Source organism: Streptomyces sp. NPDC031497, from assembly GCF_055580905.1.
The window spans coordinates 16,465-29,166 of record NZ_JBVIKO010000051.1; the positions used below are offsets into that span (position 1 = coordinate 16,465).

Here is a 12,702-nt window from a genome sequence, read left to right on the forward strand (position 1 = left end):
AATCCGACCGAGCGGCCGATTGAGCATCCCTGGCAGCGCCACGCCGAGGACCACGCCCGCGCCGTCGACACGCCGGCGCCGGTGCTGTTGTTCGCCTCGTTCCTGTCCGGCGGCGGGACTCGTCACCAGGTTCCCGGCCACGCCCGCGCCCGGGGCCTGGCTCGCGCCGCCCGGACAGCTGCGGGTGCTCACCGCGCGGGAGCGCGAGGTCATGGCGCCGGCGGCACAGGGCCGCTCCGACGAGGAGATCGCCGGGAAGCTGTTCGTCTCCCCGCCGACCGTGCGCACCCACATCCACCGGGCGATGACCAAGCTGGACGCCCAGGACCGGGCCCAACTCGTGGTGATGGCCTACCAGTCGGGGCTGGTGCGGCCCCCGCCGCCGGCGACCGGCTGCTGAAGGCCGTTCGAGGGAACCGGCGCCGCGGGACGCGTGGCACGACCGCGGGCGGTTCACATCTTCTGCCGTGACCACCGCCCTGCCGCTGATCCCGCCCATGCTCGCCACGCCCGGCAGGCTGCCGCCCGCCGCGCAGGACGCCCGGTGGGCGTACGAGACCAAGCAGGACGGCCAGCGCGCGGTCGTCTATCTGCCCGGCGACGGGGGTCTGCTGCTGCGCGCCCGGTCCGGCGAGGAGATCACCGCCGCGTATCCCGAACTGCGCCCTCTGGGCGGGATGCTGGGCCGGGTCCCGGCGATCCTGGACGGCGAGGTGCTGGCCCTCGACGAGGGCGGGCGCGCCGACTTCCAGCTGCTGCAGAGCCGGATGGGCCTGGCCCACGCCCCGGCGCGGGCGGCGCGGATGGCGGCCCGGGTCCCGGTCCATCTGGTGCTGTTCGACGTGCTGCACCTGGAGGGCGGCCCGCTGCTGAGGGTGCCCTACGCGCAGCGGCGGACCCGGCTGGAGTCACTGGGTCTCGACGGCCCCTACTGGTCGACGCCAGGGGCCGTCGTCGGGCACGGCGCCGAGGCGCTGCGGGCCACCCGGGAGCACGGCCTTGAGGGCCTGGTCTGCAAGCGGCTGGACTCGGTGTACGAGCCGGGGGTGCGGTCCCGTGCCTGGATCAAGATCCGGAACATGCGGGCCGCGGACGTGATCGTCGGCGGCTGGCTGCCGGGCAAGGGGCGGCTGACCGGGCTGCCGGGCGCGGTGCTGGTCGGCCAGCGGTCCGCCGACGGACGGCTGCGGTACGTCGGCGGGGTGGGCACCGGCTGGAGCGAGGCGGAACGGACCGAACTGGCCGCGCTGCTGCGGGTCGCCGGAACCGATGCGTGCCCCTTCGACCCGGTCCCGCCGGTCCCGGGCGCGCACTGGGTGCTGCCCCGGCTGGTCGGCGAGGTCAACTACAGCACCCGCACCCGGGCCGGGCTGCTGCGCCAGCCGTCCTGGCTGCGGCTGCGCCCGGACCTCACGCCGGAGGAGTCGGCGGCGGACCTGCCGGACGGCATCGGCTGACCGTCGCCGGTGCCGGTCCGGCGTACACCGACCGACTGTTGGGCGGGGCTTCACCAGCGGGACGCCCGGGACGTCTTGGCAAAGTCTTGACCGAAGGGGAAGCTGAACCTCCCTTCCCCCCGCAGCAGTTGGAGGCCTCCGTGTCGTCACGGACGTTCCGCATCGGTCGCCGCAGATGGCTGACCGGACTCGCCGGTGCCGCCGCCCTGGTCGTCGCCTTCCCCGCCGCCGCCTTCGCCGCCCCGCCGCAGGCGCTGCCCGCCAATGCCGAGACCGTCGAGAAGACCTACCAGCCGGCCTTCGACTACGACACCGACGGCTGCTATTCGACGCCCGCGATCGGCCCCGACGGCACGGTCAACGGCGGCCTCAACCCGACCGGCGCGCTCAACGGCTCGTGCCGGGACGCCTCCGACCTCGACAACACCAACAGCTACTCGCGCTACAAGTGCAACAACGGCTGGTGCGCCTATATGTACGGCCTGTACTTCGAGAAGGACCAGGCGATCGCGGGCAGCAGCATCGGCGGGCACCGGCACGACTGGGAGCACGTCGTGGTGTGGGTGCAGAGCGGCCAGATCAAGTACGTGTCGACGTCCAACCACGGCTCGTTCACCGTGCACGCCGCGTCCGAGGTCCGCTTCGACGGCACCCACGCGAAGATCGTCTACCACAAGGACGGCGTCAGCACGCACTGCTTCCGGCTGGCCAACTCCAACGACGAGCCGCCGGAGAACCACAAGGGCACCTGGCAGTACCCGCCGCTGGTCGGCTGGAACGGCTACCCGGCCGGCCTGCGCGACAAGCTGAGCGCCTACGACTTCGGCAGCGCCAACTTCGGCCTCAAGGACGCCAGTTTCGCCTCCCACCTCACCTCGGCCAAGCCGTCGGGAATCACCTTCGACCCGGGCGCCTGACCTCGCCGCCGGACCGAGCGCCGTGACCTGCGGAGTACCGTCGCCCGCTGCGCAGCGCGCCCGGCCCGGCCGCGGCGGCCGGCCACGGAGGCCGACAGGATGTCGGAATCCGTGGCCGGCACGAAGGTCTATCGTGTCCCCATGTCCGTGCCAGAGTTGATCCGTATCGTCTCCCGCGACTCTCCGATGGCGCTCGCTCAGGTGGCCCGGGTCCGGGCCGAGTTGGCCGCCCTGCATCCGCACGTGCGCACCGAGGTCGTGCCGGTCAGGACGACCGGCGACAAGTGGCTGGGCGACCTGTCCCAGGTGGAGGGGAAGGGGGCGTTCACCAAGGAGGTGGACGCCGCGCTGCTGGCCGGCGAGGCGGATCTCGCCGTGCACTGCGTGAAGGACGTGCCGGCGGACCGGCCGCTGCCCGCCGGAACCGTGTTCGCGGCGTTCCTGAAGCGGGACGACATCCGTGACGCCCTGGTTCACCCGGGCGGGCTCACCCTGGACCAGTTGCCGCCGGGCACCCGGATCGGCACCTCCGCGGTCCGCCGGATCGCCCAGCTGGCGGCCACCCATCCGCATCTGGAGTGCGTGCCGTTCCGCGGCAACGCCAACCGGCGCCTGGAGAAGCTCGCCGCCGGGGACGCCGACGCCCTGCTGCTCGCGATGTCGGGCCTGGAGCGGATCGATCGTACGGACGTGATCAGCGAGGTCCTCGACCCGGAGACGATGATGCCGCCGATCGGCGCGGGCATCCTCGCGCTGCAGTGCCGGGAGGGCGACACCGAGCTGATCGACGTGGTGAGCGAGCTCGGCGACCCGGACACCTACCGGGAGGCCACCGCCGAGCGGATGTTCCTGCACGTCCTCCAGGGGCACTGCAACAGCCCCATCGCCGGCTACGCCCGGGTGGACGGCGGCGGTGAACTGTCGCTGCGCGCCTGTGTGTTCACCCCGGACGGCAAGACCCGGCTGAACGCCCACGAATGGGCCGGCCGTCTCGACCCGGCCACGCTGGGCACCTCGGTCGCCGTGGCGCTGCTGCGGCAGGGCGCCCGCGAGATCATCGACGGCATCCCGCACTAGGCGCTCCGCTGGTAGCGCCGGGATGTGTCATCGTCCGGCTGCGGGCGCGTGGGGGGCGCTCGCGCCCACGCGGCGGTAGCCGCACATTCAATGCAGCCCCACGCCCCTTACGGGGCGCGTCGTCACTCAGGGAGTAGTCGGGCCGGGCTCGGTCTGGTCCTTGAGGAAGGCGGTCACCTGGTGGGCCAGGCTGCCCGGTGCGGCGCTCTGGCAGGCCGTGGCGGTGGTCGACTCCAGTACGCCGATGCCGCCCGCCCACAGCCGCCGGTCGGTCCAGTCCTCGTCGACACGCAGCTGGATCTGGATGTCCACCTGGGTGAGGGCGGCCTCCGGGCCGGCGGCGTAGAGAACGGCGGTGGCGCGGCGCAGCGGGTAGACGTCGAAGCCCTCGATGAACTGGGAGCTGCGCCAGTCGATGACCGCGCCCTCCCCGTCGGGGCCCACCCGCACATCGATCTGGCCGTCCTCCAGTTGGACGCCGAAGTGACGGGACCCGCGGTTCTCGACGGTCACCCGGACACTGAAGTACGTCAGCCCGGCCGCGGCGTCGTCCCGGCCGCGCGGCGGCTCGGCCTCCTCCAGGCGGTGGACGCGGACCCGCAGACCGGCATGCTCGTCGTACTCGTGCCAGTCCCCGACCACGTTCGGCTCGTACACAGTGCCCCTCTCGACCCACGCTGTTTATCTGTGCCCTCAGCGCACTGTCAAATGCGCGGAATGCGCTGTGGCCAGGGGGTTCGCCCGCTTTGATCGCTGATCAAAGCCTTGCGCAGCGGTTATCCCGCCCCGGGACTCCGGGGCGGGACACAGACGCGTGCCGCACATCACGTCGGCGTCTCACCCGCGGCAAGATCAGCGGGCCAGGCGGCCGAGCAGCGAGGAGGCGGCGGCGATACCGAGCGCGGCGGCGACCGCCAGCACGGCGAAGTCGAGGCCGAGATGCGAGGGCGTGCCGAGCAGCAGCCCGCGCAGGGCGTCGACCTGGTAGCTCAGCGGGTTGATCTTGCTGACCACCTGGAGCCAGCCCGGCATGATCGCCACCGGGTAGAGGGCGTTGGAGCCGAAGAACAGCGGCATGGTGATCGCCTGTCCGATGCCCATCAGCCGGTCGCGGCTGAGGACGATGCCCGCGATGCTCATCGACAGGCAGGAGAAGAAGGCGGAGGCGAGGACGACGGCCAGCCCGACCCCGAGCAGTTTCAGCGGGTTCCAGGTGAGCGAGACCCCGAGGATCGCGGCGATGACGATCACCACGACGGCCTGGATCAGCGACTTCACCCCGGCCGCGAAGGCCTTGCCGGTGATGAGGGCGGAGCGCGGGGTGGGGGTGACGAGGAGCTTGTTGAGGATGCCGGCGTCGCGCTCCCAGATGATCTGGATGCCGTAGAAGATGGCGATGAACATCGCGGACTGGGCGATGATGCCGGGCGCGAGGTAGTCGATGTAGGGGATGCCGCCGGTGGGTATCGCCTTGATCCTGGTGAAGGTCTGGCCGAAGATCAGCAGCCACAGGGCCGGCTGTATCGCTCGGGTGTAGAGCTCGGTGCGGTCGTGGCGGAGCTTCTGGAGCTCGACGGCGCACATGGCGACGACCCGGGCCGGCAGCAGCCGCCACCCGGAGCGCGGCTGGGGCGGCGTTAGCAGCAGGGATGCTGCCGCCGGGCGCTCAGCCGACGCGGTTCGCGGTGCGGCGGGTGCTTCGGACATCGCGGAATCCTCCTGACTGGTCGTCGAGGCCGCTGCCGGCCACGTCGCGGAAGACGTCTTCGAGGGTGGGCAGGGTGTCGGTGCCCCGGCGTTCGGCGAGGCCGCGCCTGAGCTCGTCGGGGGTGCCGAGGGCGCGGATCCGGCCGCGGTGCATCAGGCCGACCCGGTCGCAGTGCTGGTCGGCCTCGTCCATGTAGTGGGTGGTGACCAGGACGGTCATGCCGGTGGCTTCGCGTACGGCGTTGATCTGGTCCCACACGCCGGTGCGGGCGATCGGGTCGAGGCCGATGGTCGGCTCGTCGAGGATCAGCAGCCGGGGCGCGCTGACCAGCGCCTGGGCCAGTTCGAGGCGGCGGACCATGCCGCCGGAGTAGGTGCCGGCGAGCCGGTCGGCGGCGTCGGCGAGGTCGACGGCCTCCAGCGCCTGCGCGACCCGCTCGGCGCGCTCACGCCGGGAGACGTCGAAGACGCGGGCGAACAGGGCGACGTTCTCGCGTCCGGTGAGCCCGCTGTCGGCGGACAGCTGCTGCGGGACGTAGCCGAGCAGTCTGCGGACGGCCATCCGCTCCCGGCCGGTGTCGTGGCCGAAGACGCGGACCATCCCGGCGGGGACGGGAAGCAGGGTGGTGATGCAGCGGATCGCGGTGGTCTTGCCGGCGCCGTTGGGGCCGAGCAGCCCGAAGACCTCGCCCTCACCCACGGTCAGGTCGAGCCCGTCCACGGCCCGGGTCTCCCCGAAGGTGTAGGACAGTCCCGTGCAGGCGACTGCGATGGTGTCCGGCGTCATGATTCCTGGGCCTCCTCGTGCAGGGTGACGGCCAGCTTGCGCAGCGCCGGAAGCGCGGCTTCGAGCGCCGCCCGGTCCGCCTCGTCGAGCCGGGACACATGGCTCACCAGGAGGTCCGCGCGGCGCCGCTGCCAGTCGGCGAGCCGCTTCTCGGCGGCCTCGGTCAGCAGCAGCCGGGCGGCCCGGCGGTCGGCGGGGTCGGTCTCGCGGAGCAGGTAGCCGTCCCTGACCAGCTGGTTGACCAGGGTCGACACCGAGTTGCCCGCCAGGTACAGCTCCTTGGCCGAGTCCGAGATGCCGATCCCGGGCCGCGACTCGACCAGGCGCAGCAGCTCCACCTCGGCACCGCGCAGCCGGGGCAGCGCGAGCCCGCGGCGCAGCCGGCGGCGGATCAGCCGCTGGATCCCGACGAGCGCGTCGGCCAGCTCTTCCGGGAAGGTCTCCGATTTCACACCCGGAAGATTACCTCTGCTACAGAGGTAATCCCACCCAAGGGACAGTCAAGAGCCAGTCCGCCAGAGGGTGAGAGTAATGCCAGCCTTGTTCGCATTTTGTTTGGATTTACCCCATTCGGGGAATCCGCTGTTCAGTGCTTCGGACCGGAGGCACGTGCGTGGGAGCCGCCTTCCGCCGGTGCCTCCGTGCTCTCCCTGGGGTCCGAGGAGCGTTCCTCCCACGGTGTCCGTCCACACAGCACCCGTTGAGGGAGGTGCGCCCCATGCGTGCCACCACCGCAGTCGTCGCCACCACCAAGCCCCATCCACACGACGACGCCCCCGACACGGCAGCGGACTTCGTCCGGCTGGCGGGGCTGCCCGAGGGTCCGGAGCGCCGGGCCCTGCGGGACGGGCTGGTCGAGCTCTGGCTGCCCATGGCCGAGCGGATCGCCGTACGGTTCCGCGGCCGCGGGGAAGCCCTGGAAGACCTCTGCCAGGTCGCCGCGCTGGGACTGGTGAAGGCCGTCGACCACTACGACCCGGCGCGCGGGCGGGCCTTCGAGGCGTACGCCGTGCCGACGATCACCGGCGAGATCAAGCGCCACTTCCGCGACCACATGTGGACCCTGCACGTGCCACGCCGGGTCCAGGAGCTGCGCAACCGGGTCCGGGCCGCCCTCAAGGAGCTGGACCAGACCTCCCCCGGCGGCGCGCCCACCGTCGCCGAGATCGCCGAGCGGGCCCAGCTCACCGAGAGCGAGGTGCGCTCCGGGATGGAGGCCCTGGACTGCTTCTCGGCGCTGTCGCTGGACGCCGAGGTGTCCGGCGCCGACGGCTACGCGCTCGGTGACACCCTGGGCGGCCCCGACCCCGGCTACGACCTGGTCGTCGACCGCGCCGCGGCCGAGCCCTGCCTCCAGGGCCTTCCAGAGCGCGACCGGCTCATCCTCTATCTGCGGTTCTTCCGCGGCATGACACAGAGCCGGATCGCCGAGCAGTTGGGCGTCTCGCAGATGCACGTCTCCCGCCTGCTCAGCGCCTGCTTCGAGCGGCTGCGCGAGGAGCTGCTGACCGAGGCGGGCTGAGTCTCACCCGGACGGCGCACCGGGGATCTGCGTCGGCCCGTACCGGTCGAGGGCGTCCTCAAGTTCGGCACGGATCTCGGCGGGCATGTCCCCGGTGCGCCCCCAGACGAGGATCAGCTCCGCGACATTGCGGAGCTTGACGTTGGTGTGCTGGGAGACCTCCTTGAGCACCTCCCACCCCTCGTCGGGGGTGACCCGGCCGAGCGCGACCACCATCCCGATCGCCTGGTCCACCACGGCATGGGAAGCGACGGCCTCCTTGAGCTGGTCGATCTCCTCCTGGAGGTGGAGGACCGAATCCGCCTCGCTCTCGCTCACTCCCCCATCGTCGTCACTCGTCTGGCGCAGTGCCACCGGGGTACTCGGCAGGCACCCCGGCCGTTTCCGGTTGGAGACTGGTGTCAGGCCGGTTCCCCTGCCGGCCCCGACCCCAGGACGCGAGTGCCATGAACAACGACACGCCTGCCCCCGGCCCCGTGAAGAAGCAGCGAGAGGTCATCTCCACGCACTCGGTCTTCGGCGCCCCGTGCTGGGTGAGCCTGACCAGCCGCGACGTGCAGACGACCGAGGGGTTCTACAGCGCCGTGCTCGGCTGGCGATGGCGCAGTGTCCGGCTGGGCGACCACTTCCGGATCGCCCTGGCGGACGGGGTGCCGGTCGCGGGGATCGCCGCGGTCGCCGCGATGTGGCAGATGGCGGTGGCCTGGACGCCGTACTTCGCCGTCGAGAACGCGGACGAGGCGGTCGCCCGGGCCCGCGAGCGCGGCGGGACGCCGGCGGTGGGGCCGCTGTCCTTCCCGCCGGGCCGCGCGGCGCTGCTCGCCGACCGGGACGGGGCGATCTTCGGCATCTGGGAGGGCGACCTGGTCTCCAACTGGGAGACCTGGCGGGAGGCCGCACCCACCTTCATCCGCCTGCACACCCGCAACGCCTTCGACTCAGCGATCTTCTACGGCGAGGTCCTCGGCTGGGCCTCCGACAAACAGGGCTGCTGTGAGGTGGAGTACGAGGGCGGCGAGGTGGTGCTGCGCAGCCGGGGCGATGCCGTGGCCCGGATCGACTCCGGGGCGGTGGAGGCGGCCCCCGATCCCACGGTACGGCCGCACTGGCAGATCCACTTCGCGGTCAACGACGTCGGCGAGTGCGCACGGGCCGCCGAGAAGCACGGCGGCAGTGTCCTCCAGGAGAAGGACACCGAGGCCATCCTGCGCGACCCGGACGGGGCGCAGTTCACCGTGACCGTACGCCCCCTGCTCTCCTGATTCCTTCGGTTCCTCGGTCCTTGCCGCGGGAGGGCCGGGACAGCAGGACCAGGCTGCGGGCCTCGGCGCGCAGCCTGGTGCCCGCCTTGCGTTCGCGTTCGTCGGGGATGCCGTCGGGCTCGGCGGTGTCGACCAGGGCCGTCCAGCGCTCGCCGTAGGACTCGTCGGGCAGCCGGAAGTCGACCGGTTCCCAGAAGCTGTTGAGGAGCAGCAGGAACGAGTCGTCGACCAGGCGCCGGCCGTAGGGGTCGCGTTCGGCGATGGCGTCGCCGTTGAGGAAGACGCCCACCGAGTGCGCGTCGGGGCGCTGCCAGTCCCGGTCGGTCATCTCGCGGGCGTCCGGCAGCAGCCAGACCAGGTCGGGCAGTGGCTGTCCGGGGTGCACGGCGGTCTCGCCGCGGAAGAAACGGCGCCGGCGCAGCACGGGGTGGGCGGCGCGCAGTCCGATGACGTAGCGGGTGAAGTCGCTGAGCGTCCGCTGTTCCTCGGTGAGTTCCCAGTCGGTCCAGGAGACTTCGTTGTCCTGGCAGTAGGCGTTGTTGTTGCCACGCTGGGTGCGGCCGAGTTCGTCGCCGTGGCTGAGCATCGGGATGCCCTGGGACAGCAGCAGGGTGGCGAGGAAGTTGCGCTGCTGGCGGGCCCGGAGTTCGAGGACGGCCGGGTCCTTGGTGCCGCCTTCGGCGCCGCAGTTCCAGGACCGGTTGTGACTCTCGCCGTCCTGGTTGTCCTCGCCGTTGGCCTGGTTGTGCTTGTCGTTGTACGACACCAGGTCGCGCAGGGTGAAACCGTCGTGCGCGGTGACGAAGTTGACGCTCGCGCGTGGCCGCCGTCCCCGTTGCTGGTACAGGTCGGAGGAGCCGGTGAGCCGGGAGGCGAACTCGCCGAGCGAACCCGGCTCGGCCCGCCAGAAGTCCCTTACGGCGTCACGGTACTTGCCGTTCCACTCCGACCACAGCGGCGGGAAGTTGCCGACCTGGTAGCCGCCCTCCCCCACGTCCCAGGGCTCGGCGATCAGCTTCACCCGGCTGATCACCGGGTCCTGCTGGATCAGGTCGAAGAACGCCGAAAGGCGGTCCACCTCGTGGAACTGCCGCGCCAGGGTGGCGGCGAGGTCGAAGCGGAAGCCGTCGACGTGCATCTCGGTCACCCAGTACCGCAGCGAGTCCATGATCAGCTGGAGGACGTAGGGGTGGCGCATCAGCAGGCTGTTGCCGGTACCGGTGGTGTCGTAGTAGTGCGCCCAGTCGCCGTCGACCAGCCGGTAGTAGGAGGCGTTGTCGATGCCCCGGAAGGACAGCGTGGGGCCCATCTCGTTGCCCTCGGCGGTGTGGTTGTAGACCACGTCGAGGATCACTTCGAGGCCGGCCGCGTGCAGCGCCTTGACCATCGCCTTGAACTCGTTGACCTGCTCGCCGCGGCTGCCGAAGGCGGCGTAGTCGTGGTGCGGGGCGAAGAATCCGATGGTGTTGTAGCCCCAGTAGTTGGACAGCCCCCGGTCCTGCAACACCCCGTCCTGCACGAACTGGTGGACCGGCATCAGCTCGACCGCCGTGACGCCGAGCGAGGTCAGGTGCTCGATGACCGCGGGGTGCGCGAGACCGGCGTAGCTGCCCCTGAGCCGTTCGGGTACCTCCGGATGGGTGCGGGTGAGGCCACGGACGTGGGCCTCGTAGATCACCGAGTCGGAGTAGGCGCGCCGGGGCGGACGGTCGTCGCCCCAGTCGAAGTAGGGGTCGGTGACCACACCGAGCATGGAGTGCCCGGCGCTGTCCGCCGGGGACGGTCCGCCGGGCGTCCGCTCGTACAGCGACGCGTGGTTGTCGATCTGGCCGTCGACCGCCCGGGCGTAGGGGTCCAGGAGCAGCTTCGCCGGATTGCATCGGTGGCCGACCTCGGGGTCCCAGGGGCCGGTCACCCGGTAGCCGTAGCGCTGCCCCGGCCCGACGCCGGGCAGATAGGCGTGCCAGACGAAGCCGTCGACCTCCGTCATCGGCACCGGCCGCCGGGTGCCGGCGTCGTTGACCAGGACCAGCTCGACCCGCTCGGCGACCTCGCTGAACAGGGCGAAGTTGGTGCCCTGTCCGTCGAAGGAGGCGCCCAACGGGTAGGGGTGCCCGCTCCACACGGGCACCCCTTTCCGGGACTTCCGAGCCGTCACCGGGCGCCCTCCAGGACGCCCTCGGCGGATTCGGCCAACAGGGCGACAGGGACGGCGCGGGGCACCCGGAGCGTCCGGCGCAGGCTGGGCGCGGGCGCGGTCGGGACCAGGGGGACGCGCTCACCGGACCGGGCTCGCTGCGAGAACCAGATGATCTTGCTGCCGGTCTCCGGGGCACAGCACCCCCAGCCGTCGCTGGTGGCGGCGAGGTGCGCCAGGCAGGAGCGCAGGTCCTGGTCGGGGCGCAGGTCGCGGTCGTCGTCGCCGATGGCGGTGATGAGGTGCTGCCCGTTCCACCACATCTCGATGGACGTGTGCTTGTCCGTGGCGTGCTGGTCGATGGCGGTCAGCAGCAGTTCGACACCGCGGCAGACGGGGTCCACGAGGTTGTCGAGGTCCCAGTAGCGGAGATGGGCGGCCAGGATGCGGCTGACCTGTCCCACCCGTTCCGGGCTGACCTCCACGTCGAGGTGGTAGTAGCAGGGCACTGCGGTCTTCATTGTCGCTGGCTCCTCACCCGGCGCGGCTCCCGCTCCCCTCACCCGTCCGGAAATCCGTTCCGGACGCGCAGCGTGAGCACTCATCGCTTCTGAGTCACTTCCCACAGTGCGGGCGCTACGCCATTCGTGCAACCTGAGAGACGCATGAGGTCGTTGAAGATCCAACAAGACGCTCCGTCGCCGTCCGTGCACCATGAGTGAAAGCCTCGATTCGCCGTAACGGCTCCGTGCCCTTCCGTGCCCGGACGCTCCCCGACCGTCGGGGACACGTGCCCATTCGAGAGCGTCGGAAGGAAAGACACGGCCATGCTGCTACCCGCGAAGGCCGAGGTGGCCCGGCAGCTGCGGCGCTACCGGGCGTGGGAGCGCGTCATGCTCGCCTCGCCGCAGGACCGCGAGGTGCGGTCCACCTTCGAGGACTCGGGCTACACGCTGTGTGTGCTGATGGGCAAGCGCTGCGCCCGGGAGGCGGTGGACGCGGCCGAGCGCTATCTGCGCACCAGCCTCGTCACCTATCTGCGGGAACAGGGCGGGCGGGCCCAGCTGAGCGAGAAGGTCCGACGGGGTCCGCCGTCGGACCGGAGCACCGCGAGGCAGTGATCCGCAGGCGGACCCCGCGGGAGGACCCCTCGTCCTCCCGCGCACTACGGACTTGCGGAGCCGGGCCCCGGGCCCGGCTCCGCGCACGGCGGAGGTGACACCCATGAAGGCGACAGAGGCCATCGGCCGTGTTCCGGTGCGTGACGTGCAACCGGCCGTGGACGGCGGCGGGCGTCCGGCGAAGGCGGTCCCCGGCGAGACCTTCAAGGTCACCGCCACCGTCTTCCGTGAGGGTCATGACGCCGTCGGCGCCAATGTGGTGCTGTGCGACCCCGCGGGCCGGCCCGGCCCCTGGACCCCGATGCGGGAGCTGGTCCCCGGCACCGACCGCTGGGGCGCGGAGGTCACCGTCGACGGGAAACCGGGCCGTTGGACGTATCACGTGGAGGCCTGGAGCGCCCCGCTCACCACCTGGCGGCGACACGCGCGGGTGAAGATCCCGGCGGGCATCGACACCGGCCTGGTCCTGGAGGAGGGCACCGAGCTGTACGCGCGCGCGGCCGCCCGGATGCCCGCGGGACCGGAGCGCGAGCGGGTGGCGGCGGCGGCCCGCGCCCTGGGCGACGAAACCCTGCCCCTGCACACCCGTCTGGCGAACGCGCTGGCTGCCGAGGTGGACGAGATCCTCACCCGGTATCCGCTCAGGGAACTGGTCACCCGCTCCGAGCCGTTGCCGCTGCTGGTCGAGCGCGAGCGGGCCCTGTACGGCTCCTGG

At 71.6% G+C, this 12,702-nt stretch carries 14 protein-coding genes and 1 pseudogene; 8 read left to right on the forward strand and 7 right to left on the reverse strand.

From position 1 onward, the window contains the following. Window positions 1-118: 118 nt before the first annotated feature. The 4 genes and pseudogenes from ACZ5K7_RS47605 to hemC all read left to right on the forward strand — a co-directional run. A pseudogene (locus ACZ5K7_RS47605) lies at window positions 119-400 on the forward strand (response regulator transcription factor); the annotation flags it as partial. 97 nt (window positions 401-497) lie between these two features. Beyond that, entirely contained in the window at window positions 498-1,457 is a 960-nt protein-coding gene (locus tag ACZ5K7_RS47610; RefSeq protein ID WP_468924785.1) for an ATP-dependent DNA ligase, read from the forward strand. A 140-nt stretch (window positions 1,458-1,597) separates the two neighbouring features. Next, a complete protein-coding gene (locus ACZ5K7_RS47615; protein ID WP_351711256.1) occupies window positions 1,598-2,374 on the forward strand; it encodes an NPP1 family protein in 777 nt (258 codons plus the stop codon). Window positions 2,375-2,515: 141 nt separating this feature from the next. Then, entirely contained in the window at window positions 2,516-3,451 is a 936-nt protein-coding gene (gene hemC, locus ACZ5K7_RS47620; protein WP_351711258.1) for a hydroxymethylbilane synthase, read from the forward strand. A 126-nt stretch (window positions 3,452-3,577) separates the two neighbouring features. Here the strand turns inward: hemC and ACZ5K7_RS47625 are convergent, their stop codons facing one another. The 4 genes from ACZ5K7_RS47625 to ACZ5K7_RS47640 form a co-directional block, all read right to left on the reverse strand. Next, a complete protein-coding gene (locus tag ACZ5K7_RS47625) occupies window positions 3,578-4,108 on the reverse strand; it encodes a hypothetical protein (RefSeq protein ID WP_351711260.1) in 531 nt (176 codons plus the stop codon). Window positions 4,109-4,303: 195 nt separating this feature from the next. Beyond that, complete coding sequence (locus tag ACZ5K7_RS47630) at window positions 4,304-5,158, reverse strand: ABC transporter permease (RefSeq protein ID WP_351711262.1); 855 nt, start codon at window positions 5,156-5,158, stop codon at window positions 4,304-4,306. Further along, on the reverse strand, window positions 5,118-5,945 hold the full coding sequence (locus tag ACZ5K7_RS47635; RefSeq protein WP_351711264.1) for an ABC transporter ATP-binding protein: 828 nt from the start codon (window positions 5,943-5,945) through the stop codon (window positions 5,118-5,120). The genes ACZ5K7_RS47630 and ACZ5K7_RS47635 overlap by 41 nt, the downstream gene beginning before the upstream one ends. After that, the gene (locus ACZ5K7_RS47640) at window positions 5,942-6,397 is read right to left on the reverse strand and encodes a MarR family winged helix-turn-helix transcriptional regulator (RefSeq protein WP_468924777.1); all 456 of its coding nucleotides are present in this window, start codon (window positions 6,395-6,397) and stop codon (window positions 5,942-5,944) included. The genes ACZ5K7_RS47635 and ACZ5K7_RS47640 overlap by 4 nt, the downstream gene beginning before the upstream one ends. A gap of 266 nt (window positions 6,398-6,663) precedes the next feature. Here ACZ5K7_RS47640 and ACZ5K7_RS47645 point away from each other — a divergent pair, with 266 nt between their 5' ends. Then, window positions 6,664-7,467, forward strand: a complete 804-nt coding sequence (locus ACZ5K7_RS47645) for an RNA polymerase sigma factor SigF (RefSeq protein WP_468924779.1) — start codon at window positions 6,664-6,666, stop codon at window positions 7,465-7,467. Between the two features lie 3 nt (window positions 7,468-7,470). Here ACZ5K7_RS47645 and ACZ5K7_RS47650 read toward each other — a convergent pair whose 3' ends face one another. After that, a complete protein-coding gene (locus ACZ5K7_RS47650; RefSeq protein ID WP_351711270.1) occupies window positions 7,471-7,785 on the reverse strand; it encodes an ANTAR domain-containing protein in 315 nt (104 codons plus the stop codon). 128 nt (window positions 7,786-7,913) lie between these two features. Here ACZ5K7_RS47650 and ACZ5K7_RS47655 point away from each other — a divergent pair, with 128 nt between their 5' ends. Then, on the forward strand, window positions 7,914-8,729 hold the full coding sequence (locus ACZ5K7_RS47655) for a VOC family protein (protein WP_351711272.1): 816 nt from the start codon (window positions 7,914-7,916) through the stop codon (window positions 8,727-8,729). Here ACZ5K7_RS47655 and glgX read toward each other — a convergent pair. Both glgX and ACZ5K7_RS47665 read right to left on the reverse strand, forming a co-directional pair. Then, the gene (gene glgX / locus ACZ5K7_RS47660) at window positions 8,698-10,860 is read right to left on the reverse strand and encodes a glycogen debranching protein GlgX (protein WP_468924787.1); all 2,163 of its coding nucleotides are present in this window, start codon (window positions 10,858-10,860) and stop codon (window positions 8,698-8,700) included. The two genes, ACZ5K7_RS47655 and glgX, sit on opposite strands and share 32 nt — an antisense overlap. A 23-nt stretch (window positions 10,861-10,883) precedes the next feature. After that, window positions 10,884-11,387 carry a pep a2 gene (locus tag ACZ5K7_RS47665; protein ID WP_351711274.1) on the reverse strand — a complete coding sequence of 168 codons (504 nt, stop codon included), beginning with the start codon at window positions 11,385-11,387 and terminating at the stop codon, window positions 10,884-10,886. Between the two features lie 306 nt (window positions 11,388-11,693). Between ACZ5K7_RS47665 and ACZ5K7_RS47670 the strand changes: the two genes are divergently transcribed. After that, complete coding sequence (locus ACZ5K7_RS47670; RefSeq protein WP_351711276.1) at window positions 11,694-11,987, forward strand: DUF5133 domain-containing protein; 294 nt, start codon at window positions 11,694-11,696, stop codon at window positions 11,985-11,987. Window positions 11,988-12,090: 103 nt separating this feature from the next. Continuing rightward, window positions 12,091-12,702 (forward strand): maltotransferase domain-containing protein (locus ACZ5K7_RS47675; protein ID WP_468924782.1); only part of this gene is annotated, 612 nt, incomplete at its 3' end.